The organism is Mucilaginibacter sp., assembly GCF_036568825.1.
Classification (GTDB): Bacteria; Bacteroidota; Bacteroidia; order Sphingobacteriales; family Sphingobacteriaceae; genus Mucilaginibacter.
This window is the reverse complement of the sequence record NZ_DATCRU010000065.1, coordinates 15,907-40,603: the sequence shown is the minus strand read 5'-3', so window position 1 is coordinate 40,603 and position 24,697 is coordinate 15,907. Positions and strand designations below refer to the sequence as shown.

Genomic DNA, 24,697 nt, shown 5'->3' with positions numbered 1-24,697 from the left:
CGTGCGTGGCTGGTGGACAGGAGAGATTGAAGGTAGCACCGACAAGCTCGGCGATGAGTTTACTTATAGTTACCCACCCTATCATTACAGCAAACATAAACTGGTGGAAATGATACCGGGCAAAAAAGTAGTTTGGCTGATCACCGACAGCAGCCTGAATTTTGTAGAGGATAAAACCGAATGGAACGGCACCAGCATCAGTTTTGATATTTCCGAAAAAGATGGTAAGACCGAAGTTCGTTTTACCCATCACGGGCTGATTCCTAAAAACGAATGTTACGATGCCTGCTCCAACGCGTGGACGGGCTATATCACCAATAGCCTGCATAACCTGATCGCTAAAGAATAGACATATCACACTTTAACCATTATAAACCATGAGTAACCAAAGTTTCACTTCTACAATTTTGGTGGATAAAACACCCAAAGAAGCATTTAATGCCATCAACAATGTTCGCGGATGGTGGTCGCAGCAAATTGATGGCAGCACAGAACAGCTTAACGATGAGTTTACCTATCGCAGATTGGATCTGCACAACTGCAAAATGAGACTAGTTGAAGTTGTACCCAACAAAAAAGTAGTTTGGCTGGTGCTTGAAAACTATTTCAATTTTACGCATGACCAAAGTGAATGGATCGGAACAAAACCTACTTTCGAGATTTCTGAAAAGGATAATAAAACCGAGATACGTTTTACACATGAAGGCCTGGTACCGGGTCATGAGTGTTATAATATCTGCCACGATGCATGGAGTTTTTATATTCAGAAGAGTTTGTATGATCTAATCATGACCGGCAAAGGACAGCCCAACGAGCGGGAAGATTAAATACAATTTTTACAAACTATTTTGATAATAAAAACTTAAAGTTAATGACAGACGGGCTCGCCGCCAATCGTATAGTTTTGTAAAAACCAATTAAATACAGACAACCATGACAACACATGAAGTAGCTGAAAAACTCGTGCAATATTGCAGAGAAGGCAAAAACATCGACGCCATTAATGAGCTTTATGCGGACAACATTGTAAGCCGCGAACAACCGGGCATTCCGCATGAATTAGCTGAAGGTAAAGACGCAGTGATAGATAAAAACAACCATTGGTATCAGTCGGTTGAGGAGATACACAGCGCACATGTTTCGGACCCGATGGTAACCGGAAACCTGATAGCCGTTGCCATGGAAATGAATATCACTTACAAGAACAGTGGACGCAACCAGATGAGCGAAATCGCACTTTATGAAGTTGAAGATGGCAAGATTGTTAAAGAGCAGTTTTTTTATAAGAACTAAGGATTTGTAAATATGGATTAATGAAAGAGGGAGAAAGGGTTTTCTTCCTCTTTTTGTTTTTTGAACTATTCGCGGATTGCAAATCTGCTTGCTTTTTAGTCCAAAGGGTAAATCCGGACTACCTAAAGACGTAAAAAGGTAAACTATTTTTCACTTTTTTATTGCATAAAAGTAAACTTATGTTTACATTTGAAGTAAAGTAGATAAAAGAAGGAAAAATGAAATGTTCCGAGTTGCTGCGACTAATTAAAAATGCCGGATGGTACGAAGACAGGCAGTCAGGTAGCCATATCATTTTAAAACATCGCGACAAATCTCAAGCGATCATATTTCCGAATCATGGAAGCAAAGAAATGGGAAAAGGGTTAGCAGAAAAAATCAAAATGCAAGCTGGAATAAAATAACCCCTACTTCAACTCGTCTGAGCGAGTATAAATAGGTCTTAAGCTTAGAGCGTTCCGGTTATTCCGGAGGTGAACTTCTAAAAAAACAAAAATAAAATGGGATCACTAAAGTTTATCGTAGAGAAGACCACTACCGGATATAGTGCATACCGCGAAGAAAAGAACGGTGTGATTGGAACAACAGGTAATAATCTTAATCAATTAAAAGATAATATAGTAGAGGCATATAATTTATATGCAGAAGAATTTAAAAAGAAAGACATAACATCTGAAAATATCGAATTACAATTTGATTTAGCGTCTTTCTTTGAGTTTTACCCTGAAATTAACGTCTCAGCCTTAGGAGCACGGATCGGGATGCATAAAAGCTTATTATCTGAATACATCAATGGCAAAAGGACTCCATCTGAAAAGCAGATCAAGAAGGTACTAGATGGCATCCGGAATTTGGGCAATGAATTGGCGCATCTTGAAATTGCATAAAGTCGAACAGAAAATAGAATCAGCACAGCGCATTATATAATCTTGATGCCAAATCTGCGATATCATCTTTCCGTGCCAATTGCTTAAGCCAGTTTGTAGGAATGGTTTCATGTCCATATAATAAACCTGCCAAGCCCCCTGTTACTGCCGCAGTAGTATCGGTATCTGAGCCGAGATTAACCGCTTTCAATACGGCCTCTTTATAGCTCTCTGTCGTCAACAGGCACCATATGCTTGCTTGCAGTGTGCTTACAACATAACCGCTGCTGCTGATTTTCTCCCTTGGTATAAGATCAATGCGATCTGTCAATAGTCTTTGAAATACATCCTTCTCGCGGGGATTGATTGACTTCCCATCGAGGAAATTAGGAATAGCAGTTTGTAATTGTTCGTAAATATTGAATTTATCAGTCCCTTGTAATAGCCCTCGCGCAAATTCCAGGTAGTAGAAACAAGCGATGGAAGAACGCACATGACCATGGGTAATTGATGAGACTTGCCGGGTAAGCTGGTATCGTTCTGCAATAGGCCTGTCTCGTATATATAACAACAAAGGCAATATCCGCATTAATGAACCATTACCATTGCTTTCTTCGTCAAATTCGCCAGATACTGTGGGGTCAAATCCTTTGATCAGTCTTTCAATAGCGTTTCGCGTCGTTATACCAACATCAAAAACCACATTGGTCGCAGTCCAATACTTTTTGCGAAGCCATTTGATAAAATTATCGGCAATGGTATTTAAATCAAACCCGGAAATGAGCGCTTCTGCCAGGCAAAAAGTTAATGAGCTGTCGTCGCTAAATGTTCCCGGTGGCAAATTGTAAGTGCCATAACCGATCATATCTGTAACCGGTCTCTTTTCGATCACATCACGACTTTTAAATTCAACCGGCACGCCAACGGCATCACCAACGCTTACTCCCAGCAAAATATCGAGGCATGTATTGACTGTGATTGGAATTGGGTTTAGGTTATCCATACTTTTGGGATTCTTTAACGGGTTTAATTTACAAATACTTTTTTATCCTTGAGAGTCTTCAAGGTCTATCCGACCCTCTCACCCATTTTCCTCCCAATTAACATTTCGCATTTCGGGAATGATTTACCCCACATTGTGGCAAGGCTTATTTTGGTGAGAAAAGCCTCACATGTAAGCAAATGCCTTATTTCGCGCAGATTAAGGCATTTTTAATTCTGAGTTATTATTTGGTTTGGTATTTGCATCTTGTCAATCAACCCAATTAGCTCAAAATGAAAAGATTATTCCTGATCGCCCTAATAGCAGTAGCTTCGGTTACTGTGAAAGCACAAAACAAGGGCGGCATCCAGCTCGATTCGATCCCTGTTGTGGATGGCAAGTATCAATTCCAGGAAGTTGTTGACGTTGACAATAACATCACCAAAGACCAGCTTTACAAAAAAGCAAAAACTTATTTTGTAGACGTTTTTACCGGTGCTAAAGATGCGTTTCAATACGATGACATACAGGAAGGTAAGATAGTTGGTAAAGGTCAATTAACAGTAAGCGATTACAAAAGCATTTTCCCAAGCGTAGCCGTTTTAAAATGGGACGTTAACTACAATACCGAGATCATTTGCAAAGACGGTAAATACCGTGTGCGAATCTACGATATCGTAGTTACCAAAGAGTCGCATGTATCTGAGAACAACTCAAGAGCAGTAAGTTTCACTATTGCCGACCTGTACGCACGCATGGATAAACAACACGGCTCATATAAAACATTATATCCAAAGGTATTCAATAAAATGGTGGCCAACTTTAAAGAAAGAATGGGTACGCTGAAAGAATACATGGATAAAAATAATAAAGCCGATTACGCGGTATTTTAACAAGACGCCTAATAACACTTAAACTATAAACACAGATCAAAAAAGAAATCTCCGCCGGGCATCCGGCGGGGCTTTTTAACTCTGAAACTTTTTGTTCCGATCCAAGGCAACCAGGTGCACGTCTGGTCACGTAAATAGTGCAATATCATTTACTTGACTGAATCATCACATGCATCCTCTTATTGTCGCAAGCCAAGGTATAATCAATTATCAATTGATGTACCCATCTCAATTATGTGTTGGCAATCTAAATACAGAATGTCTTCAGCATTATCCTGCATTATGCAGGCAGATATTTCCTAGCCGTTCCCAAACAGAATTATAAAATCTATCTAACCTAAAAATGTCATTAATTAATTCTAAGAAACGCTTCCTCTACCTGGACAGCATAAGGGCAATTGCGGCGCTTTATGTTGTAATGCACCACGCCATGCTGCAATATTATTTTATTAAACCACACAATTTATCCACTGCTGAACAGGTGGTTTTTAAAGTATTCTCGGACGGGCACCTGGCTGTAGATATGTTCATTGTACTGTCGGGCTTTAGCCTGATGCTGGCTGTTATACGGAACAATTACAAATTGAAGGGTGGGATTACTACCTTTATCAAACGGCGTATTATTAGGATAGTTCCTGCTTATTACGCCACTATAGCTATTTCCCTGCTGCTTGCTTCAACTCTGATTGGTATTAAAACTTCCAGCAGCTGGGATATGTCCATCAATGCTACCTTCGAGGGCTTTTTAACTCATTTGCTATTTTTTCATGATTTTTTTATATCGACCTCACCTAAAATCAGTTATTCACTATGGTCAATTGCTGTTGAATTCAGATTATACCTGATCTTCCCGTTCATTGTATTGCTGTGGCGAAAAAGAGGCCCGTTCAGTGCGTTGTTATTTGCATGCATTACAACGGTAACCATCTCTACCCTGTTACTTGTATCCAAAACCTACTATCCAAACATTAACCTTTTCAGGTCGGGCATAAGTCCGTTTATCATCCTGTTTACTTTGGGTATGCTTGCTGCCGACCTGGCATTTTCAGGTAATAATCTGGCTGTGTGTTTCAGGACTGTTTTTGGCAGATTGAATACACTAACTATAGTCCTGATCTTTATCGCCGCAGGTATTATTTATAAAGTGATCCCGGCAGAAAGAGACTATGGGAGTACGTCAACCAATACTTATAATTTAATTGTAATTCAAAGTAAGGACGTTCTTTTCGGGATCATCTCAGCAGCATTTTTAGTACTGTGCGCAATCAGCGATACTTTAACTATTAGGAAAAATTCCATGTTGAATTTTTTGTATTGGGAGCCGTTGGTTTTGATAGGTACATTTTCCTACAGCTTGTATCTTATTCACCCCTTCCTGCTTCAGCTCATGACGCAGTACATGTTGGCAGGTATGCACCTGTCCATATTAGGGAAGACTAGTTTTCTGATAATTATAGGTACTCCCTTAGTGGTATTTATCTCGTACCTGTTTTTCTTAGTATTTGAAAAGCCATTCCTGGTAAGTGCCAAAAAAGTAAGGATGAAAGAAACAGAAACGATAGCGGCTCAAAATCCGGCCATTTAACACCGGTACAAAAGTAAAAATGGCGTCATTTTATTAATGACGCCATTTTTTTCATTACTGAAGTTTTCCCGCATGGATTCGAACCACGATCTTCTGAGTCAGAGTCAGAGGTGCTAACCGTTACACCACAGGAAAATATAAGAACTTATATAAATAAAACCCTTAGTGTTCTGAAAGGGGCCCAATCCATTAGTTATCAACACTTTGTTTTCTATTGAAGCCATGAGACGACTTTGAAAACCTCCGTATTATTATCGAATTGATAATGCAATGATACAAAATCACTAAGAAATTACAAAACAAAAGGTATTGGGCGTGGTTGTTGATGGTAATTGTTGATAAAAAGTTAATAAAATAATAATTAAAAAATAGATCATATCCGATGGGCTTTTGATTAGCTTTGTACTATTAATCGTTCCCCGGTAATTCCTTGTAATCAAAGTACTATGAAAAACATTTTGATATTCAATGATTTTTCTCCGGAGGCTGAGCACGCCGCAGAACTCGCCTTACTCCTGGCCGGAAAAACCAACACTAACCTGTATGTTTGGAACACTTTTGATAAGCGTGAGCATCCTGTAGCTAAAGAGCTCGCAGTTGCCCATGCTAACGAGGAAGAAACGGAAATTACCACGGACAATACCAGCTGGATAATGAAGCTGGAATCAAAACTTAACTGGGAAACAGGTCTGCTGCCCGTTGTTAAGTTTATTGATGGCGTAAATTATGCCCCCAACCACGTATTATCCATAGTGAGCCGTTACGATGTGGGCATGCTGATCAGGGGAATATCAGAAGATGAGGATGATCTGATGCATATTGAAGCGGAGGCGTTAAGCTGCTCTACCAAATCAGGCTGCCCTGTGATGCTGATCCCAGAGAAATTTCCCTACAAAGCATTTGAAAAAATAGTATATGCAACCGACCTGCGCTTTTGCCGGCGCGAGATCGTATCGTTCCTGAGCCAGCTGGCCAAACCTTTAAATGCCAGTATATTAATAGCCAATATATCGGCAAAAGGGTTACCATACATGGAAGATAATTATGCCCGCACTGTTTTCTCTGAAACATTGCTGACACGATCAAACCAGGAACATGTTTATTTCAGCAACATCAGGGAAAGAGATATTCCGCGTGCTATTGATGTGCTGGTAAACGGCATGAATAACGACCTGCTGGTATTGGTGAACAACAAGTTCCACTTTAACGAATTAGTGGGTCACGATATGCCTTATAATATTCCAGGCAATATTCGTGTACCGTTGCTCATATTTCCGTCTTAATCAAACCTGTCGTTACTTATTTGGAGTAATTTGGTTTATCTGCAAACAATGACAGATAAACTGGCGTTTCAAATAGTGAAAAGCAAATGCGTTACCCTAAACAAGTAATTTTCACTTAAATGATAGCCACTTCTTATTCGTTGAAAACGGGATTGATGGTATTGATCCTGTTTATGTGTCCGTTCGCCCTTATTAATATTAATGGGCAAACAAAACCAGCACCCAAAACAGTTACAAAACCAAAAGCACCAACCCCATCAACTGCAACAACTACTACCACAACAACTACCACTGCTACACCTTCAGCCACCTATACGGTAAGAGGCTCTATGAGCGATGGGAAATTATTGAAATTTACACACCTCGCTGTAGTAGATGTCCATGGCAAAGTTGTATCACGATGGGTGACCGATAGTATGGGTCTTTTCAAGATCACAGGGCTCGCTAAAGGCAAGTATAAGCTGGTAAACAGCGCGCTCGGTGTCGACGCCCCCTTCAGCGTGCCTAAACAATCGGAAAATACGTTTATCGTCAACGTATCTGCTTGCAGTTTTGGCTCGGCAAAGGCTCAAAAGGACATTAAAGAAGGTAAACCAATGCTGCTGCTTTCGGGTGGCATAGCGCCGGTATCCTCACCTAAAGAGGACAATTTTGAAAGGAAATATTCTATAAGATATCACGATTTTGGCGATGCACCACAGAGTATTAAATGCAGTGAGGCATATAATAACGTAGTGATCGCTTTTTTAGATAAGAAGTTTGGAAAATCGTGGCGGAGAGATGCGAGAGCCGATGTTATCGGGTTAAAGCGCTAATATCACCCCCGCATCTTATTTTTACTGTTTATTTTTTTGGAGGAGCGAGGCTTCTGCGCTGACTCATAACGTAGACAATTTTACCGTTGGCAATCAGGTTATTGTCCTGATAAAATGCCGAATCGACTTTTCCGGTTTTGTAAGTATCGGTTTGTTTATACCATACACAAACCCAATCCTGGTTTTTATCACTCGCATGCAGATTAAGCCAGCCGGCCATTTCAATTTTCGAGCTGCTTAGACTGTCGCGGTATTTCTGAAAGACTTTAACGATGCTATCGCGGCGTAGTTTGTACCTGGACCCGTCAGAAAAATCCATCGATACGGTATCGCCAAAATAGGCCGGGGCGTTGTTCAGTTTATTATCCTCCCAGTCTTTGTATGATTGAAGTGTCTCCTGAACATATTTTGTACTGTCAGATAATACGAAGGCCGAGGAGTAAGTAGGTTTGTAGGGTAGGTCTGCCGCGTCCTTTTTGGTAGAAGCATCGGCAGTTTTTGTTTCGTTTTTGCAGGACGCAAACAATGCGATCGCTGCAAATAAATACAGGATTTTTTTCATTGTAATTGGTTTAATGAGTTTGAATTGATTTGGTTAAATAAATCTACCATAACATTTTGATATTCAAAAGATTAATTAGATATTAATTCATCGCAAACGGCTGGTTTTTATACTTTTAATTGGCAGTTTAGATACCCTTCTATCCGAAATACTTTTTCAATTTAAACCTAATTTTTAGTCAATCTATTGATCAATCTACTATGTAGATGATGTGCTGATTAAGGAATGGTAAAGATCCGGGAATATGATGAGAAGATGCGCAGGTTTACTCCGCCTGCGAAAAAGTAGGCCGATTATTATTGCAGTTGCTGGTTAAAGGATTATCTTAGTGATAAACTTAATTAATCCTTTAACCAAAAATCACATTTGAAATGAACATTTTTTTACGCGCCAAACACTGGCATATCTTTCTTGTAACTATTGGCTTACCGATACTGTTTGAGGCCATATTGATGATCACCATTTTTTCAAGCTTGATGAATAGCCGGAATATTGACCCGACGGTGATGTTTGGTTTCTTCAAATTCTTTCCCATTATAATGCTGCTGTTTATGGGCGGATTATTTGGCTGGTTCTGGTCGGTTGCTATCGGGCTTCAAAAAATGATACCGCCAACAATTAACATGAAAGTGACCCGGTTCAAAATATTTTTCTTTATACCCCTGGTTTATATCTCCTGCATCATTGCATTTATGGGATTAGTTTTTGGTTCTAACCTGGCTTTTCTGCAAGGAGGAAGCGAGCCGCCGGTTTGGATATTTGGCATGTTCGCGATCTTTTTTCCAATTCATTTTTTCTCCATGTTCTGCATTTTTTACTGTATTTATTTTGTCGCTAAAACGATCAAAACAGTCGAATTACAACGTGAAGTTACATTTGGCGATTTTGTTGGTGAATTTTTCCTGGTATGGTTTCATTTTATTGGTATTTGGATTCTTCAACCAAGGATCAATAAAATCGTCCGGGATTATGATGACAATTTGCAAGAAGCAACGGTTACAAATTGAACTACTGCATTTTACGCAGAAAAGAGCAAACTATATTTGGAGTAATTTGTTTAAATGTGTTTAGTGATACTTAACTTCGGCAATAACCTTTAACATAAGCCGTTTAATCAATTTTAACCAACATCTTCAAACATGAAATTTTTAAAATCAAATTTCTACCTGGTCCTCATCATGATTGCCGCCATTTCCATGTCGGCCTGCAAAGCAAAAAAGAAAGTAATAGCGCCACCGGCTGAGAATCCGCCGCCAACTGAGGCCCCGGCTCCGGTGCAGCAATCTGCACCACCGCAACAAACTCCGGCTCCTCCGCCACCAGCACCTGCTCCGCCAGATTATAACTTTGTAAATATCCAGTTTGAGTTTGACTCAGGGATATTGAAAACAGAATCGTATCCGATATTGGATAAAGCTGCAGCTGAAATGAAAAAAGATCCTTCAGCTACTTTTATCCTGAAAGGTTATGCATCTGCAGAAGGTACCGACGAGCATAACATGCAGTTATCAATAGACCGAGCCAATTCGGTAAAAACTTACCTGGTAAATACAGGGGTAAATGGCGCTAACCTATCCACCAAAGGTTATGGCGAGGCCAACCCGATTGCAGATAACAGCACCGAAGACGGTAGGGTAAAAAACCGTCGCGTGGAGATTAAGAAGCAGTAAATAAACAGTCTAATAGTTTATTATGGGTAAGATGAGTTGATCGTCTTACCCATTTTTGTTTTTCTTCTTCCCCATCGCAATCATTTCGTTCTCCTTCAGGCGTAGCAAAACTATCCTGGTAATGAGGTCAACCGGCAGGGGCTCATCCGGCTTAAAGTGTAAGGTCATACCTGATATTTTGTAACCTTTCAATTCGTCTTTTATCTGCTTAACCAGTTTACTGCTCATCGTATACAGGCTGCAATACTCCTTAGTTGTTCCGATACCTACCAGCATGTAAATCTGTTTAAAACAATGCACCTGGTAGCTAAACACTTCTTCAGCGTTTGGTGTTATCGACTTAATCAGGTTGCGAAGCTCTGTTAAGCATGGCCTGAATTCGGCTGGTTGTGTTAAAAGATAATCATTGAACTCGTATGGTTTTGAAGTCTTTGCAACCTTGCTCATATTATATCTATTTCAACTAAGATAATCAGAATTTACTGACGAATAAGTACTATTTTACAGCTGATTGCGCAGTTTATCTCAATAAAGGGTTATTTTTAGCACCTGCATTCTATGAAAAAAGCCAGTGTAAGGATAAAAGACATTGCTCAAAAGGCAGGCGTCTCTACAGGTACGGTCGACCGTGTATTGCATAACCGCGGCCGTGTAGCGCCTGATGTAGAAAAGCGGGTACTGGATATATTAGCTGAAATGAATTACGAGCCTAACCTCATTGCCCGGGCACTGGGATCAAAAAAGGTTCATCACATTGCAGCGCTTATCCCCGACCCAGCCTGTGATAATTACTGGCGCGAGCCTCAATTAGGTGTCGAGAAGGCTGAAAATGCAGTAAAACAATACGGCGTTCATGTTCATCAATATATCTTTAATCCGTATGAAGTATCCTCATACGTTGAGCAGGTTAAAAAATTAACGGAATCGAATCCTGACGGTATATTTCTCTCCCCTATTTTTTATCACGATACACTTTCATTCTTCAAAGACTGGCGGGACAAAAATATCCCGTTTGTATTGTTCAACACACATATTGCCGAATCTGGGGCTTTATGCTATGTGGGGCAGGATTCGTATCAAAGCGGTTTACTGGCAGGGAGACTAATCCACTATGGACAGCCGCAGCCATGTACCATCCTGATACTGCATATTGATGAGGAGATAAAAAATGCGGCACACCTTGCTAAAAAAGAAGAAGGTTTGCGGGACTATTACTTATCGAATGATCCCGGGCAAACTCACAAGGTAATAACGGCCGAATTAAGCCACCCCGATCAGCCGGGCTTTGAAGAGCAATTGTATCAGATCATAGACAGCGAACCAGATCTGAAGTGCATTTATGTGACGACTTCCAAATCATACGAAATAGCAGCCTGCCTTGCACATCGCAATATCGATCATATTAAGCTGGTTGGATACGACTTGCTCCCGAAAAATATTAATTACTTAAACAGCGGTGCCATCAGCTTCCTGATCAATCAAAACCCTAAAGGACAGGGGTATTGGGGCATCCATCAATTGGTAAATCACCTGGTATTTAAGAAGGAAGTGCCAGCACTAAAATACCTTCCGCTGGACGTGGTGACAAGGGAAAACGCATCCTACTATACTTGTGACGATTTGCTTTACGACGATCACAAACAGATTGCATAAAAGAGATATGAGATGTGAGACCAAATATCTCAAATCTCACATCTCATATCTAAAGACCAGCATCGGCCATTAAACAAATCAATTCAAACAAAATATTATGCAGATACGGTTAATGTACTCCCAGCGATAGTTACCGTATATTTTTGTAAAGGCAAAGCAGCAGGTCCTTGTACTACTGCACCTGTCTTACTAAACTCACTGCCATGGGCTGGACAAATAAATATACCCTGACCGTTATTGTACCCGATAGCCGTACCCTGATGGGTACAGGCTACCTGCACAGCAGTAAAAGCATCAGCTGTGTTACCTGCGGCTATCCTGACCAATATCACGCCTCCCTGTACTACCGAATCGCCGATATTGGCAAGTTGTGTGTTTAAATCGGCGGTAAATAAATTGCCGCTGCCTTTACCCGGAGGTGGTGTGGCACCGCCTACCACGGGCCCGGGATCGCTGGATTTACCTCCGCAAGACACCAAAGAACATCCCGCGCAGACTGCCGCTAAACCTATTCCCAATTTTGATAAAAATTCCTGACGCTCCATAATTATTTATTATCCTTCCATTTTTCGTGGTGATTAAAATCGAACATTCTTGATATGGTAAAACCAATACGGAATTGTCCTCTGCCATAATCGGCCTGTGTATTGCTCAATGAGTTGATCTCTGATATGGCCCTTGCATTGCTGATATTCAAAGTAAAGACGTGCCCGCCGGTTTCCACTTCGATACCAAAACCCAGCGGATCCGAGAATCCGTTAGCTCCGGTCCTGAAACTGGAGAACGGGTGTTCGTAATCAACAACCAGGCTCATATGTTTGGTTACCTTATAGCGCAATGCGCCTGATAATGCAAAGAAACCTTTGTCGTTTCCGGCTATGTCCGGTATTGCTGTGTTATCATATACATATATCGGTGATACCTGCAATGACAATGCAGAAGTAAACTTTCGTGAAATAATAGCCTGTCCTAAATACGAATTACGGGCGGAATAACTTGAAAAGCTGCCATAAGGTCTTACACCGTATTCACCTAAAAAGGTAATAGCAATGGGGGAGCTGTCATCCATTTTCTGGTGCAGCACCGCATATTTTAATCCTACTTCTATCAATTGCCCTATGGTATTTCTTCCAAAATCAACATTGAGGTTATCAGACAAGCCATATTCAAAGCCGATATAAACATCATTAACCGCATCAAGCCCGAACAATGTTCTGGCGCCGCCGGTAGGCGTACCTATGTCGCCAAAGCGGTGAATAACCAGAAAGTTCAGGTTGTTCTTTTTTACCGTAGTAGTTGTAGGCGATAAAATGAGACGTGTTGCTTTGAATGCACCGATAACGTCCTGGTGTTTATCGTCACTGCTCATTGAGTTTAGGAGTGAGTCGGTCGACGAGGTTTTTCCGCCGGCTTTTTTCGACGTGTCTGTTTGCTGCGCTTTAAGTCCGGTAGCGAGAGCAAGGAGTGTGAATGCTATAAAGATTCTTTTCATGACGGTGGTTGATTATTTTGAGGGATTATTGTTTTTTAATGCTGTATAGGTTGCCGACACCCGGATACGTATGCTCTCTGCAATGTGATGAAACACAATTTGCGGAATATCGATATGATGATCGGCACACTTAACCATAAATTCTGATGTCATAGTAACTACGCCGCCGCTTATCTTAAGGTTGCCTGTTATGGTGCGAGTTTGTGTAACGCCGTGAACCTGGAAATCGCCGGTAACCGTTACCGGGTATGACCCATCTTTTGTGAGGTCAACATGTTCCTGTATCTTTCCTTTAAATGTAGCTTTTGGGAACTTATCGCTTTCTATGTAGTTCTCGTTAAAGTGTTCTTCCATTAAAGATTTGGGGAAATGAAGACTGCGAACAGGTATACTAAATTCAAGCTCGCCCGTACCCGAATTATAGACCGATACCCCAGTAGTAGAATTGGCCTCGATGTCTTCTATCGGAGCGCTTGAATACATGTTGACTTTCACATTTTTGCAGACATAGGTATCCTGCCCCGCCTGGTGTATTGTGGTCCAGGCGAGTAAAAACAATAAGATGTGTTTCATTTTATTTTGGTTTTGAAGATGCGTTGATGTTCCAGTTTATACCGAAAGCAACGCCGGTAGATTGCAGCCTTACCTGGCTGGCACCTACATCAGACAATGGTACTTTGGTATACGGTTGTACTGTTACACCGAATTTTGAATTGATTTGGTGGGTATAAGTGGCATCGATATTCAATACACTTAAGATGTTACGGTTTCTGTTGATTACTGTATAATGCGACGGGCCATTTGGCGTGCTGCCCCCATATCCACTATCTCCGTTACCATAATTGAACTGGTAATCCTCGCGCAGCATAAAGTAGGATGAAAGTCCAGTACCAATTGTAATGGAATTAGCCCTTTGACGATACACCTGGTAATTCACATTTAGCGGTATATCCAGCATGCGGCAATCAGCCTGAACACTGGTAGGGTTTGTCGGGAACTTATATGCTGTATGATAATTATCAAAGTTGGTCAGATACGGTTTGATATCATACTGTGCACCTGTACTGATGGTCCATTTTTTTGCGAATGTTACAGAGAACGTGGCGCCGAAGTTACCTCCGATCTTGGTTTGTTGGAATGCTGAATTAACCCCGTTAAAATCAGAAGAGGCAATAACACCAAGAGCAAATATTGGCCTGCTGCCAGGGTTCCGGTTAATAGCAGGTCTTGTACTTTGCTTGGTCGGATTAACGGCAATAGTTTTTTGACCGGCGTTTGCATCGGCTGTTCCCAGTTGTGTTTTGCCATCTGCAGGCGTTGTCTTGTCGCCTGGTTTTGTTGTATTACCAGCTAAAACATCGCCTTTTTGGTTTGCTTTGCCATCTGCTGTTCCCAGTGAAGTTTTCCCATCAGTGGTGATCGGTGTAGTTTTGTCTCCGGTAACTGTTTTACTGTTGTTCGCCAAAACATCATTCTTCTGGTTGACATTGTTATCAGCTGTACCCAAAGATGTTTTCCCGTTAGCATTATTTTTCGCCGCGTTATCAGCTAAATCCTGCTTGTTATTCACACCAGGATTTAAGTTACCGGTACTAGGGCGCACCTTTCCCGAAGATAAGGGAAAGAACGTTTTGCCACTTTCCGTGCGACTCTTCAGAGCGGGCCCGGTTGCAGCGTATTGAGCAGATTTTGTTTGCTGTTTGCCGCTATCTGCTACTTGTCGGGCAGGTTCGCCGTTTGTACCGGTATTATTTTTCGCCTTATCAATAGCTTCGCTTTTAGTTGAGTTGGTAGCAGCAACCTGGTTCTTCTTTTCCGGTTTTGTTTGATCGGTTTTGAAGAAGAAGTATCCTAAAAATATCAGCAATATGGCTGCAACGCCGCTGATAATTGGCAGCAGATAAATGATGCCAGAGCGGCGTTTTTTACCCTCGTCCAGCATTTGCTCCATAGCGTCCCAGTCCGCTTCTCTGAATGCAGGTTCGCTAACCGGGTCTTCCAGCCCCTTTTTGAATAACTTATCTAAGTTTTCGTCTTTTTCGGTGTCCATCCCGTTTAAATATTTTTCCTGATAAACAGATTATGCACATCTACCTTATTGATAGCTACGCTTGTTGAATAATCCATTCCTTTATTATAATTGCTATTGTTGGCAACACTATCAGCCTCCAATATCATTTGTTTTAGTTTCTGCCTGGCCTTATGCAGGTTTGATTTAGATGTACCGGACGATATATCCAGCATGTCGCCAATTTCCTCGTGTGTATACCCTTCTATGGCATAGAGGTTAAATACGGTGCGATAAGCGTTCGGTAACTTTTGTATCATTGCTAAAAGGTCCTCGTAATTCAGCTTACGGTCGGGCAGTTCACCATCTGTCATGTTTTCGGCTTTGTCCAGATCCTCGGCATAGGCCATCTTCAGGTTAGCCCGGTAATAATCGATGGACACATTGGTCATGATCTTACCAAGCCAGGCCTTAAACGGGCGCGTGGTGTCATACGTATCAATGCGGGTGAATACCTTGAAGAATCCCTGGTTCATTACTTCGGCGGCTTCTTCGCGGTTGTTGGCATAGCGCAAACATATGCCCATGGAAAAGCCATAGAATGCCTTATAAAGCATTTTCTGACTCCCCCTATCCTTCCTAATACAGCCCCCGATCAGTTGATGTAACTCTTCTTCGCCCATCCGGTTACCTTTTAGCGTTGTAAAATTTTATCCTTATCTGACTGTAACACGACGTTTGGTCAATAAAGGTTGCCTGCGGTTATTATTAAAATTATAAATAATTGAAAATCAATAAATTAATTTAAAATATCAAGATATTACTTTTAAATAAGCAATATTGATTGCTTTACAACCGCATAAATTTAAGCAATCAGGCAACCATTCATTCTATCGAACCGTGATATTGTTACCAAGCATATCAATCTATGGCTCCTGTTTCTGTTGTTATTATCACTAAAAACGAGGCTGAGACGATCGCCTCCTGTATTATAGCCGCTCAATTAATTTCTGATGATATTATTATTGCCGATAATGGCAGTACAGATAACACGGCAGCCATAGCTTTGAAGTATGGCTGCAGGGTTTATCACGACCGCTGGGATGGATACGGAGTTAATAAAAATAAAGGCATTGCCCGCGCTAAGTATAATTGGATATTGAGTATTGATGCAGATGAGATTGCTGATACCGCATTAGCAATAGCCATACTTGAATTGCCATTAAATGATCCCCGCACTGTTTATGATATCAAATTCAAATCGTACTACGGCAAAAAATTAATACACTTCGGTAGTTGGGGCCGCGACCATCATATCCGTTTGTTCAATCGCACTAAAGTAAAATGGTCGGCATCACCGGTGCATGAAACATTATTGCTTCCTAAAAATGCCACCATAAAAAAGCTGAACGGGCATTTGCATCACTACTCGGTAAAAGATGCCGCTGAGTTTATGAGCAAAGCCGACTATTATGCCAAATTAAGTGCGGGCAAATACCTGATGAACAATAAGAAGCCGACGTTTATGAAGCTGCACATAGCCCCGATATTCCACTTCATTAAAAACTATATTGTATTTTTAGGCGTGCTGGATGGCAAAGCCGGTTGGGATATTGCGCGGATGATATCGAAACATACCCGGCGTAAATACCAATTGCTAAAAGATCAGCCGGGATATATTTATGAGGGAACAGTGAAGGTGAAGGATGAGTTGGTGGTGGAGTATTAGTAGTGAGTGGTGAATGGTGAGTGGTGGGTTATAAGTCAATTAAAATTGTTGATGAGAAACAAGCTTATAAAAAACCTTTCGGCAAACACCTTTCAGCTTATCATCAACCAGTTAGCCGGGTTGATTATTTTTTATATCATTTCTAAAGGACTGGACAAAGACAGCTTCGGCGAGATCAGCCTGGCATTTGCAGTAATGCTGGCCGCATTTAATATTCTTTCATTTGGCATTGACCAGATCACCGTGCGAAAACTGGCTTCCGGTGATAATCCTCAAAATATTCTGCCCATTTATTTGTGCCACGTATTGATTACAGGTATTGTATTTTACCTGCTTTTGTTTTTGGGTCAATTTCTTTTCGCTTCCCTGAATGTTTATGACGTGATATTATTTATCGGCGCAGGCAAGCTGATGATCTATTTTTCAACGCCCTTTAAGCAATCGGCAATTGGATTAGAACGGTTTAAGTTGCTGGCAGGTATGTCGGTCGTTTCCAATTCCGTGCGGGCAGTTGCCTTAATTGTATTGGCTCTTCTGCATCAAATTACATTGACTAAGGTAATCATTGTATTTGTAGGCGGTGATGTTTTGGAATTGATAGTCGGCACTTGTCTTTTTACGTTAAAAGCTCCTGCCCCGGTCAGCATCAAATGGAATAAAAATCAATATGTCGCTTTGATAAAAGAATCGTTGCCACAATTTGGTGTTACCGTTATTAGTTCTGCACTAGCGCGATTTGATTGGATATTTATCGGCCTGGTATTATCCGCAGTAAAACTTGCTGAGTACAGTTTTGCCTATAAAGTATTCGAGTTATCTACCATGCCTTTGCTTGCAATAGCTCCTTTGCTGATTCCGTGGTTTACGCGTTTATTTAAAGATGGCAATCAACCGGATATCGATCAGCTAAAATTTCTTGCACGCATGGAAATGGTGATCGCAGCATTCACCATTGTTTTGATCAACGTATGCTGGGCACCGGTGATAGACCGCATTACCGACGGCAAATACGGACTGGTGAATGTACACACCATATTTATACTGACACTTTGTATTCCGCTGCAATACCTCACCAATTTTTTATGGACCGTCAATTTTGCAAAAGGGCGGTTAAGGATGATCTTTCATGCATTTGTGATAACGTTAATCGTTAACGTCATTGGGGATTTGATACTCATTCCCATCTTCAAAAATGAGGGGGCTGCTATTGCTTATCTGGCGGGATATATTGTGCAGACGGCATTTTATATGTATAAGAGTGATTTGCAAGAGTTAAATAAAGCACTTTATCCTTGTATCATTTGTACTGCGTGTGCATGTGTTAGTTTCTGGGGAGCCAGGTTTCTGTTTAGTAATGTTTGGATAGCATTGGGCGGGAGTGTTTTGATTTACATAGTACTGCTGCTGATGACCAGGCAGCTAAAGTTTGAAGATCGGAATAGAATACTAAATCCTGCGTAAACGTATCCGCTGTTCGAAGTCTCTGACTTCGAACAGCGGTCGTTTAAGGCTAAAAATAAATAATCTTTTTCCTTCTCACATCAGGCAACCGTTACACTACACCGGGCGTAATTCCTTTTAAAAAGGAACCACCTGATGACCGCCAGTATCGTTGTTTCATTTTTAAGGAAGTTGCGTAAGCTGGCTGATTGGCGGTTGTTGCTGTTTTTGGTGTTATTTCTGAATGTGAAGATGGCTATCAAAGTGCCGGCTATCGCACTCATCTATCTGCTGCAATTCAATTTCAAGTTTGGTTTTAGTTTAAAAAATTCGCGGTTGCCGCTACTTTATTTACTTGCCATAGGCATTGCATTGCTGGACTGGATCATCAGCCGGAATTACTTTAACATCAATTATGACATCGTTTTAATCACCGGCATTGGCTTTTGGGTACTATGTATACTAGCCATGCACCAGGTAAAATTGTTTGTGGAGCAAAATGACACCGAAATCATTCACCGCACCATAGTCGCCTTTTTTATTATCAACGCTGTACTCTCATTTCTCAATATTGCATCCATTGTTTGGGAAACCGGCTATTTTAACCCCTACACTTACCAGGGACAATTTCAAAAATATTTTATCAGTACAGGTGACTACATAAGAGGATTAACTTTTGATACCTCGACCACCAATGCTATACTAAACGCATTTGGTTGCATCTACTTTCTAACCAAAAAGAATGCGAGCATGCTGCTGTTATGCATGGCTGCTATGCTGCTTACCGCCAGCAATTTTACCAATTTGATATTGCTGCTTTGCTTCGCGATTTTATTCATTTTCAAAAGTACCCGCAATCAAAAGAGTCTTATAGCAATTTGTATCATGTTCCTGGTGGTTTTTATGGTGAAGGTATCGCCTCAAAACTATACCTATGCACATGAGGTGGTGAAGAACACACTTGAACCAAATATTAAACACCCTGCGGTAATACCTGCTAAGCCCAACCTACCAATCACGCTAATGCCGGATAGCCTGTTGAGCCCTGATCAGCGTAAGGAAAAAATTGCGCGGAGATTTATCGATAGCAACTATGTAGTTCATCATCAGCCGGTCATGTCCCAAAAACCTGTTGTACAGGAACCAACTGTTGCTAGTAAAGTGGTGGAGCCTGTAAAAATTGTTCAACCAGCGGTTGTCAACAAGGTAGTTCAGGCTGCTCAGGTAGTCCAACCTACTATCGCTCAATCCTCCCCTGCACAAACACAGAGCGGCAGGATCATCATACCCAAGCCAGACATCAATACGCTGCCATACCAGCATATTACTGATACCAATGATTATCAAAGGCGGTTACTTGCCTTTATCGGAACGCATAAGACAAGTCTGCCGATATCTTCACAGAAGAATTTCAAATCCAGGCTGCCTGGAAAGGCTACCAGTTCACTTCAAACGCTGCATTTCCTGCTGGGCCATCCGCTCAAATTGGTTACAGGCGACGGCATAGGTAATTTTTCGTCAAAGCTGGCTTTCAGGGTAAGCGGGTTAGGATTTGCCGGCGGCTATCCTCATAAATATATTTATCTCGACCCTGATTTTTTGTCGAACCACCTTGATGTTTATCTCAATTATTTCAGTAAAAACACCAGCCAGCATTCGTTGAGCAATAGCCCCGATTCAGTTTATGATCAGTTGCTTGCTGAATATGGTCTGTTAGGACTGATTGCCTTTTTTGTATGCTATATCTGGTATTTCCTGAAGCATTATAAAATACTCACTTACGGGCTACCCATCCTGCTGATGGTAATGGCGGTGATGTTTATTGCTTATTGGTTTGAGCAGTTGTCCATTCTGGTATTTTTTGAGCTGCTGCTATTGCTCGACATCAAAGAGAATTCACCTAAAACAAATATAATAAATGCGTACTGATCGTCAGAAAATAACCGTGCTGATGCCTGCCTATAACGCGGGTAAATATATCCACGAGGCTATTGAATCAGTATTGCAGCAAACGCACCGGAATTTTGAATTGCTCATTGTGAATGACGGGTCAACCGACAATACTGTGAGTGTGGTACTCTCATTTAATGATCCGCGCATCGTCCTTGTGAATAAAGAGCACGGTGGCATAGCGCAGGCGTTGAATACCGGTTTAAGATTATCCGACAGCCATTACATAGCACGTTTTGATGCAGATGACGTTTGCCTGCCTGACCGGCTCGAAAAACAATTCAATTTTCTTAAAGATCATCCTGATTATGTGCTGACGGGCAGCGATGCCGAATACATCCTGGAGAATGGCGAATACCTATTCAGCTTTAAATGCATCGCACATTCCAACGAAGAGATCCAGCGCAATATGTATGTGTATTGCCCATTCATTCATTCGTCGGTAATGTATAAGAAGCATGAGGTGATTAAAGCCGGTGGATATAATGCCCATGCGCACAACTTTGAGGATTACCTGCTGTGGACAGCACTTTCCAAAATGGGCAAGATGCAAAATCTGCGCGAGCCACTGATAAAAGTACGGTTCAACCCGGCATCAGCAACTATTGATGAGAAATGGCGCGGGGAACGTTTCCGGAAATTAAAACGGGCCGCCACAACACGGGGCGCTATTACGCAACAGGAAGGCGATGAAATATTAGCCATCATCAAAAAGCAGGATATCAGCAAGATAAAGGAAGGCGCTTACCATGCTTTGTGCTGTAAGAAGTTCCTGGCTGATAATTATCAACCCAACAAAGCCCGCACGCATGTGCGGAAGGCCATTAGCATAAGACCACTGCGACTGGATAATTACCTGCTTTATGCGGTGAGCTATATGCCTGAATCATTTATTACATGGCTGCACAAACTAAGCCCCAACAGATTGTAACGATATGAAAGTAGCATTTATCACACGATCAACCCTATTTGATGTGCCCGGCGGTGACACAGTACAGGTAATGCAAACTGCAGGTCACCTGGAGCAATTAGGAATATCTGCAGATATCAAATTATCGAAAGAGGCAATTAACTATGCAGATTATGACCTGCTGCATTTCTTCAACCTGACGCGTCCGGCTGATATTCTTTATCATAGTAAAAAGTCGGGCAAGCCATTCGTGGTATCTACTATCCTGTGTAATTATACGGAGTACGATAAGCATCACCGTAAAGGCGTGGGTGTGATATTCGGTTTTTTGCCGCCAAACAGCATCGAATACCTGAAGACCATCGCGCGCTGGGTGCTAGGGAAAGACCACCTGGCCAGCAAAGAGTATTTGTGGAAGGGGCAGCATCGCAGCATAACTGATGTTTTAAAAAAGGCTTCAATGGTATTGCCGAATTCCGAATCGGAATACAGGCGTATCATCAAATCTTATCCCTGCAAGATCAATCATGCGGTTATTCCAAATGGTGTTGATCAGCATTTGTTTAGGCGCAATTTGTCGGTGAAGAAAGATCCCAATCTGGTATTGTGTGTGGCGCGGATAGAAGGTATCAAAAATCAATTGAACCTGATCAAAGCGCTTAATAATACCCGTTTCAAATTGGTGATGATAGGTTCGCATGCGCCAAATCAAAAGCCCTACTATGATGAATGCCGGAGCATAGCGGCTTCTAATATCACTTTCGTTAATCACATTCCGCAAAAGGAACTATTGACTTATTACGAACAAGCCAAAGTTCATATCCTGCCAAGCTGGTTTGAAACGACAGGGCTAAGCTCTATTGAAGGCGCGGTAATGGGTTGCAATATCATAATAACCGACCGCGGCGATGCCAAGGAATACTTTGGTACCCATGCTTTTTACTGTAACCCGGGCAAGCCGGAAAGCATTTTTGCGGCTGTGAAGAAAGCCAGCGAAAGCCCATATGACGAAAGTCTGTACAACCTGATATTAAAAAAATATACCTGGCAGCAAGCCGCAACCGAAACTTTAAAAGCATACAAACAAATAATTAACTATGAAGAACTTGAAGATTGCTATACTGGGAACGAGGGGCATTCCCAACTATTACGGGGGGTTTGAGCACATATCGGAGTATGTGTCGGCGGGATTGGTAAAAAAGGGCCACTCGGTAACGGTTTATAACTCGCATAATCACCCCTATAAACAGGACACATGGAATGGCGTAAATATTCTGCATTGTTACGATCCGGAATACCTGGTGGGCACTGCCGGTCAGTTTATTTATGACCTGAACTGCCTGATGGATGCGCGCCGGAGAAAGTTTGACGTGGTACTGTTGATGGGTTATACCAGCAGTTCGGTATGGGGTATGCTTTATCCCAAAAAGAGCACCATTATCACCAATATGGACGGATTAGAATGGAAGCGGTCAAAATACTCCAAACCCGTGCAGCAATTCTTAAGATATGCTGAGAAGCTGGCGGTAAAACACAGTCACTTTTATATTTCCGACTCAAGGGTGATAAAAGACTACCTGGAGAATAAATACAATATTCATAGCGAGTATATCCCCTACGGCGCCGACCTGATCAGTGAGATAGAACGTGAACAGTTGGATACAGTATCGGCTAAAAAGGAAGACTACTTTTTGCTGATGGCCCGTATGGAACCTGAGAATAATATCGAAACTATACTGGATGGCTTCAACAGCAGTAACTCGCACCGCACCTTTAAAGTGCTAGGTGATACCAGCAACAGGTTTGGCCAATATATCCGCGAGCGTTTCAAAAATGATGAGCGCATCGAGTTTAAGGGGGCCATTTTCGACACCGCCAAAGTGCGGATGATGCAGAATAGCTCATACCTGTATTTTCACGGGCATAGCGTTGGCGGCACCAATCCTTCGTTACTGGAAGCTATGGCCAGTGAAGCATTGATAGCAGCCCATGATAACCCATTCAACAAATCGGTATTGCACTCGGATGCCTTCTACTTTTCGGATGCTAATGGCGTAAGGCACCTGGTGGAAAATGTTCAGCGCAATGGTACCGAACGGGCGATGGTGAAAAACAACGTGCATAAAATCGCCTTCCAGTTCAACTGGGAAAAGATCGTGAACGAGTATGAAGCATTCATTGTAGAATGCTATGAACGCTTAAACCATGAAAGAGTTATTTCTTATCAGGGATAATTTGGCCAACAAGATCAGCTATTACCATGTAATGCTGCTGTTGTTAAGCTTGCCGTTTGACAGATTTTATGGCCATTTGATACTGGCGAGTTTGGCTATTCATACTATTATTCAGTTCAGAAAGGATTCAGCAAAGCCGCTTTTTACCCGGCGGACGGTAGTATTACAGTCGGTATGTTGGGTGACAATTGTTGGCACGCTTTATACCATCAACTTTCAGCAATCACTGTCAGAATGGGAGCTCGATCTCCCCATTCTGCTTACCCCACTGATATTCTGCTTCAATCCGCTCGACCTGAAAAAATACCGGCAGAATTTACTGGTGACCTTTTCACTAGGGTGCACTGCGACTATCCTCTATTTATATTTTGATACACTTGTCACAATAAAGCATTACCATCTGCCCTGGTCTTCCATTTTATCACCGGCATTTACCAATCATAATTTTTCGGAGCCGATAGATATGCATGCCACGTTTTTATCGCTGCAAATTGCCATCGCACTTATTTATGTACTATCGCGATTGGTTGGCGAACGGCTTACTACGTCAACTGCCCTACTCTACCTTTTTTGTTCTCTGGTGCTCACTGCCGGGATAATCCAGCTGAGCTCCAAATCTATTTTTGCAGCATTATTTTTGGTGATCAATTTTGCTATTCCCTGGTTTTTATTACAAGGCAAAAGGCGAGTGTGGTATTTGCTAATCTCTGGCGGATTATCCTGCATACTGTTGGCCGGGATATTTAATTCACATGCACTGCGCGAACGCTTTTTTGTAGAATTAAAGGAAGACCTTTCATCATCATTCGCCGGGCAAACTGTTGAGCCGCGGCTGGAGCGGTGGAAAATCGCCGTAAAATTGATAGAAAAAAAGCCCATAGTTGGTTATGGAACCGGTTCGGAGGTCCAATTATTGCAGGAGCGGTATTTTGCGAAGAGGTTCTACAGTTCGTACCTGCACCGTTTAAATTCTCATAATCAATACCTGAGTTTCCTGATTAAAACCGGCATATGGGGATTAAGCATTTACATCATTACCCTGGCCTACGGATTTAAGCGAGCCATTAAAAAACGGGATATCGTTTTCTTCTCTTTTATGATCCTGATCGCTATTGTTTCGCTGTCAGAAAATGTTCTGGATGCTGATAAGGGCGTGATGTTTTACAGCATCTTTATGAGCTATTTTGTTTTTGTTTCCGAACAACCGGAAACTATCAATTTACCTGTAAAAAAGCATAAATTTTTAAGGAAAGTGGCAACCAAACAGGCAATTGAGCCGTCATTATTATAAATACCTGCTGACCCATTAGATAGATTACCTTGCACGACCTT

At 41.6% G+C, this 24,697-nt stretch carries 27 protein-coding genes and 1 tRNA gene; 19 read left to right on the top strand and 9 right to left on the bottom strand.

Annotated features, from left to right (window positions below; genetic code table 11):
• The 5 genes from VIM89_RS14280 to VIM89_RS14260 form a co-directional block, all read left to right on the top strand.
• The coding region (locus tag VIM89_RS14280; protein ID WP_488156844.1) for an SRPBCC domain-containing protein at positions 1 to 349 on the top strand (349 nt) is incomplete at its 5' end.
• A gap of 28 nt (positions 350 to 377) precedes the next feature.
• Positions 378 to 827, top strand: coding sequence for an SRPBCC domain-containing protein (locus VIM89_RS14275; protein WP_488156843.1), 450 nt, complete (start codon positions 378 to 380; stop codon positions 825 to 827).
• A 106-nt stretch (positions 828 to 933) separates the two neighbouring features.
• A complete protein-coding gene (locus VIM89_RS14270; RefSeq protein ID WP_488156842.1) occupies positions 934 to 1,293 on the top strand; it encodes a SnoaL-like domain-containing protein in 360 nt (119 codons plus the stop codon).
• Positions 1,294 to 1,511: 218 nt separating this feature from the next.
• Positions 1,512 to 1,697: a type II toxin-antitoxin system HicA family toxin gene (locus VIM89_RS14265; protein ID WP_488156841.1), complete on the top strand. Its 186-nt coding sequence runs from the start codon at positions 1,512 to 1,514 to the stop codon at positions 1,695 to 1,697.
• A gap of 96 nt (positions 1,698 to 1,793) precedes the next feature.
• A complete protein-coding gene (locus VIM89_RS14260) occupies positions 1,794 to 2,180 on the top strand; it encodes a helix-turn-helix domain-containing protein (protein ID WP_488156840.1) in 387 nt (128 codons plus the stop codon).
• Positions 2,181 to 2,199: 19 nt separating this feature from the next.
• Here the strand turns inward: VIM89_RS14260 and VIM89_RS14255 are convergent, their stop codons facing one another.
• Complete coding sequence (locus tag VIM89_RS14255) at positions 2,200 to 3,162, bottom strand: ADP-ribosylglycohydrolase family protein (RefSeq protein ID WP_488156839.1); 963 nt, start codon at positions 3,160 to 3,162, stop codon at positions 2,200 to 2,202.
• A 272-nt stretch (positions 3,163 to 3,434) separates the two neighbouring features.
• Between VIM89_RS14255 and VIM89_RS14250 the strand changes: the two genes are divergently transcribed.
• Positions 3,435 to 4,034, top strand: coding sequence for a DUF4468 domain-containing protein (locus tag VIM89_RS14250; RefSeq protein ID WP_488156838.1), 600 nt, complete (start codon positions 3,435 to 3,437; stop codon positions 4,032 to 4,034).
• A 343-nt stretch (positions 4,035 to 4,377) separates the two neighbouring features.
• Positions 4,378 to 5,619 carry an acyltransferase family protein gene (locus VIM89_RS14245; RefSeq protein ID WP_488156837.1) on the top strand — a complete coding sequence of 414 codons (1,242 nt, stop codon included), beginning with the start codon at positions 4,378 to 4,380 and terminating at the stop codon, positions 5,617 to 5,619.
• A gap of 63 nt (positions 5,620 to 5,682) precedes the next feature.
• On the opposite strand, the gene VIM89_RS14240 is transcribed toward VIM89_RS14245, so the two are convergent.
• Positions 5,683 to 5,754 (bottom strand) — tRNA-Gln (locus VIM89_RS14240).
• A 311-nt stretch (positions 5,755 to 6,065) separates the two neighbouring features.
• Here VIM89_RS14240 and VIM89_RS14235 point away from each other — a divergent pair.
• Positions 6,066 to 6,902, top strand: coding sequence for a hypothetical protein (locus VIM89_RS14235; RefSeq protein WP_488156836.1), 837 nt, complete (start codon positions 6,066 to 6,068; stop codon positions 6,900 to 6,902).
• A gap of 119 nt (positions 6,903 to 7,021) precedes the next feature.
• Positions 7,022 to 7,717: an FEKKY domain-containing protein gene (locus VIM89_RS14230; RefSeq protein WP_488156835.1), complete on the top strand. Its 696-nt coding sequence runs from the start codon at positions 7,022 to 7,024 to the stop codon at positions 7,715 to 7,717.
• A 28-nt stretch (positions 7,718 to 7,745) separates the two neighbouring features.
• Here the strand turns inward: VIM89_RS14230 and VIM89_RS14225 are convergent, their stop codons facing one another.
• Complete coding sequence (locus tag VIM89_RS14225) at positions 7,746 to 8,279, bottom strand: hypothetical protein (protein ID WP_488156834.1); 534 nt, start codon at positions 8,277 to 8,279, stop codon at positions 7,746 to 7,748.
• A 371-nt stretch (positions 8,280 to 8,650) separates the two neighbouring features.
• On the opposite strand from VIM89_RS14225, the gene VIM89_RS14220 reads away from it, so the two are divergent.
• Positions 8,651 to 9,286: a hypothetical protein gene (locus VIM89_RS14220; RefSeq protein WP_488156833.1), complete on the top strand. Its 636-nt coding sequence runs from the start codon at positions 8,651 to 8,653 to the stop codon at positions 9,284 to 9,286.
• A 132-nt stretch (positions 9,287 to 9,418) separates the two neighbouring features.
• Entirely contained in the window at positions 9,419 to 9,949 is a 531-nt protein-coding gene (locus VIM89_RS14215) for an OmpA family protein (RefSeq protein ID WP_488156832.1), read from the top strand.
• 45 nt (positions 9,950 to 9,994) lie between these two features.
• On the opposite strand, the gene VIM89_RS14210 is transcribed toward VIM89_RS14215, so the two are convergent.
• A complete protein-coding gene (locus VIM89_RS14210; protein ID WP_488156831.1) occupies positions 9,995 to 10,396 on the bottom strand; it encodes an iron chaperone in 402 nt (133 codons plus the stop codon).
• Positions 10,397 to 10,507: 111 nt separating this feature from the next.
• On the opposite strand from VIM89_RS14210, the gene VIM89_RS14205 reads away from it, so the two are divergent.
• The gene (locus VIM89_RS14205; RefSeq protein WP_488156830.1) at positions 10,508 to 11,602 is read left to right on the top strand and encodes a LacI family DNA-binding transcriptional regulator; all 1,095 of its coding nucleotides are present in this window, start codon (positions 10,508 to 10,510) and stop codon (positions 11,600 to 11,602) included.
• Positions 11,603 to 11,697: 95 nt separating this feature from the next.
• Here VIM89_RS14205 and VIM89_RS14200 read toward each other — a convergent pair whose 3' ends face one another.
• The 5 genes from VIM89_RS14200 to VIM89_RS14180 are packed head-to-tail and all read right to left on the bottom strand — an operon-like array spanning position 11,698 to position 15,785.
• On the bottom strand, positions 11,698 to 12,147 hold the full coding sequence (locus VIM89_RS14200) for a QcrA and Rieske domain-containing protein (protein WP_488156829.1): 450 nt from the start codon (positions 12,145 to 12,147) through the stop codon (positions 11,698 to 11,700).
• 2 nt (positions 12,148 to 12,149) lie between these two features.
• A complete protein-coding gene (locus VIM89_RS14195; protein ID WP_488156828.1) occupies positions 12,150 to 13,094 on the bottom strand; it encodes a DUF5777 family beta-barrel protein in 945 nt (314 codons plus the stop codon).
• A gap of 12 nt (positions 13,095 to 13,106) precedes the next feature.
• Positions 13,107 to 13,667 carry a YceI family protein gene (locus tag VIM89_RS14190; protein WP_488156827.1) on the bottom strand — a complete coding sequence of 187 codons (561 nt, stop codon included), beginning with the start codon at positions 13,665 to 13,667 and terminating at the stop codon, positions 13,107 to 13,109.
• Between the two features lies 1 nt (position 13,668).
• Entirely contained in the window at positions 13,669 to 15,144 is a 1,476-nt protein-coding gene (locus tag VIM89_RS14185) for a porin family protein (RefSeq protein WP_488156826.1), read from the bottom strand.
• A 5-nt stretch (positions 15,145 to 15,149) separates the two neighbouring features.
• Positions 15,150 to 15,785 (bottom strand): RNA polymerase sigma factor, encoded by a 636-nt coding sequence (locus tag VIM89_RS14180; RefSeq protein ID WP_488156825.1) that lies wholly within the window; start codon positions 15,783 to 15,785, stop codon positions 15,150 to 15,152.
• Positions 15,786 to 16,030: 245 nt separating this feature from the next.
• Between VIM89_RS14180 and VIM89_RS14175 the strand changes: the two genes are divergently transcribed.
• From VIM89_RS14175 to VIM89_RS14145, 7 genes are all read left to right on the top strand, one after another.
• Positions 16,031 to 16,831: a glycosyltransferase family 2 protein gene (locus VIM89_RS14175; RefSeq protein WP_488156824.1), complete on the top strand. Its 801-nt coding sequence runs from the start codon at positions 16,031 to 16,033 to the stop codon at positions 16,829 to 16,831.
• A gap of 51 nt (positions 16,832 to 16,882) precedes the next feature.
• Positions 16,883 to 18,292: a lipopolysaccharide biosynthesis protein gene (locus VIM89_RS14170; protein WP_488156823.1), complete on the top strand. Its 1,410-nt coding sequence runs from the start codon at positions 16,883 to 16,885 to the stop codon at positions 18,290 to 18,292.
• 135 nt (positions 18,293 to 18,427) lie between these two features.
• Positions 18,428 to 20,200 (top strand): hypothetical protein, encoded by a 1,773-nt coding sequence (locus tag VIM89_RS14165; RefSeq protein WP_488156822.1) that lies wholly within the window; start codon positions 18,428 to 18,430, stop codon positions 20,198 to 20,200.
• Positions 20,190 to 21,152, top strand: coding sequence for a glycosyltransferase family 2 protein (locus VIM89_RS14160; RefSeq protein ID WP_488156821.1), 963 nt, complete (start codon positions 20,190 to 20,192; stop codon positions 21,150 to 21,152). The genes VIM89_RS14165 and VIM89_RS14160 overlap by 11 nt, the downstream gene beginning before the upstream one ends.
• 4 nt (positions 21,153 to 21,156) lie before the next feature.
• Positions 21,157 to 22,293, top strand: a complete 1,137-nt coding sequence (locus VIM89_RS14155; RefSeq protein WP_488156820.1) for a glycosyltransferase family 4 protein — start codon at positions 21,157 to 21,159, stop codon at positions 22,291 to 22,293.
• Positions 22,229 to 23,365: a DUF1972 domain-containing protein gene (locus VIM89_RS14150; protein ID WP_488156819.1), complete on the top strand. Its 1,137-nt coding sequence runs from the start codon at positions 22,229 to 22,231 to the stop codon at positions 23,363 to 23,365. Before VIM89_RS14155 ends, VIM89_RS14150 begins: the two co-directional genes overlap by 65 nt.
• Positions 23,337 to 24,656, top strand: a complete 1,320-nt coding sequence (locus tag VIM89_RS14145) for an O-antigen ligase family protein (protein WP_488156818.1) — start codon at positions 23,337 to 23,339, stop codon at positions 24,654 to 24,656. The genes VIM89_RS14150 and VIM89_RS14145 overlap by 29 nt, the downstream gene beginning before the upstream one ends.
• The last annotated feature ends 41 nt before the right edge of the window (positions 24,657 to 24,697 follow it).

Coding starts and splice junctions, on each gene's coding strand:
- VIM89_RS14160 (WP_488156821.1), top strand. CDS start 20,190: ATGCGTACTGATCGTCAGAAAATAACCGTGCTGATGCCTGCCTATAAC.
- VIM89_RS14190 (WP_488156827.1), bottom strand. CDS start 13,667: ATGAAACACATCTTATTGTTTTTACTCGCCTGGACCACAATACACCAG.
- VIM89_RS14200 (WP_488156829.1), bottom strand. CDS start 12,147: ATGGAGCGTCAGGAATTTTTATCAAAATTGGGAATAGGTTTAGCGGCA.
- VIM89_RS14165 (WP_488156822.1), top strand. CDS start 18,428: ATGACCGCCAGTATCGTTGTTTCATTTTTAAGGAAGTTGCGTAAGCTG.
- VIM89_RS14220 (WP_488156833.1), top strand. CDS start 8,651: ATGAACATTTTTTTACGCGCCAAACACTGGCATATCTTTCTTGTAACT.
- VIM89_RS14255 (WP_488156839.1), bottom strand. CDS start 3,162: ATGGATAACCTAAACCCAATTCCAATCACAGTCAATACATGCCTCGAT.
- VIM89_RS14270 (WP_488156842.1), top strand. CDS start 934: ATGACAACACATGAAGTAGCTGAAAAACTCGTGCAATATTGCAGAGAA.
- VIM89_RS14235 (WP_488156836.1), top strand. CDS start 6,066: ATGAAAAACATTTTGATATTCAATGATTTTTCTCCGGAGGCTGAGCAC.
- VIM89_RS14225 (WP_488156834.1), bottom strand. CDS start 8,279: ATGAAAAAAATCCTGTATTTATTTGCAGCGATCGCATTGTTTGCGTCC.
- VIM89_RS14245 (WP_488156837.1), top strand. CDS start 4,378: ATGTCATTAATTAATTCTAAGAAACGCTTCCTCTACCTGGACAGCATA.
- VIM89_RS14180 (WP_488156825.1), bottom strand. CDS start 15,785: ATGGGCGAAGAAGAGTTACATCAACTGATCGGGGGCTGTATTAGGAAG.
- VIM89_RS14275 (WP_488156843.1), top strand. CDS start 378: ATGAGTAACCAAAGTTTCACTTCTACAATTTTGGTGGATAAAACACCC.
- VIM89_RS14215 (WP_488156832.1), top strand. CDS start 9,419: ATGAAATTTTTAAAATCAAATTTCTACCTGGTCCTCATCATGATTGCC.
- VIM89_RS14210 (WP_488156831.1), bottom strand. CDS start 10,396: ATGAGCAAGGTTGCAAAGACTTCAAAACCATACGAGTTCAATGATTAT.
- VIM89_RS14250 (WP_488156838.1), top strand. CDS start 3,435: ATGAAAAGATTATTCCTGATCGCCCTAATAGCAGTAGCTTCGGTTACT.
- VIM89_RS14155 (WP_488156820.1), top strand. CDS start 21,157: ATGAAAGTAGCATTTATCACACGATCAACCCTATTTGATGTGCCCGGC.
- VIM89_RS14205 (WP_488156830.1), top strand. CDS start 10,508: ATGAAAAAAGCCAGTGTAAGGATAAAAGACATTGCTCAAAAGGCAGGC.
- VIM89_RS14170 (WP_488156823.1), top strand. CDS start 16,883: ATGAGAAACAAGCTTATAAAAAACCTTTCGGCAAACACCTTTCAGCTT.
- VIM89_RS14185 (WP_488156826.1), bottom strand. CDS start 15,144: ATGGACACCGAAAAAGACGAAAACTTAGATAAGTTATTCAAAAAGGGG.
- VIM89_RS14265 (WP_488156841.1), top strand. CDS start 1,512: ATGAAATGTTCCGAGTTGCTGCGACTAATTAAAAATGCCGGATGGTAC.
- VIM89_RS14150 (WP_488156819.1), top strand. CDS start 22,229: ATGAAGAACTTGAAGATTGCTATACTGGGAACGAGGGGCATTCCCAAC.
- VIM89_RS14230 (WP_488156835.1), top strand. CDS start 7,022: ATGATAGCCACTTCTTATTCGTTGAAAACGGGATTGATGGTATTGATC.
- VIM89_RS14145 (WP_488156818.1), top strand. CDS start 23,337: ATGAAAGAGTTATTTCTTATCAGGGATAATTTGGCCAACAAGATCAGC.
- VIM89_RS14195 (WP_488156828.1), bottom strand. CDS start 13,094: ATGAAAAGAATCTTTATAGCATTCACACTCCTTGCTCTCGCTACCGGA.
- VIM89_RS14175 (WP_488156824.1), top strand. CDS start 16,031: ATGGCTCCTGTTTCTGTTGTTATTATCACTAAAAACGAGGCTGAGACG.
- VIM89_RS14260 (WP_488156840.1), top strand. CDS start 1,794: ATGGGATCACTAAAGTTTATCGTAGAGAAGACCACTACCGGATATAGT.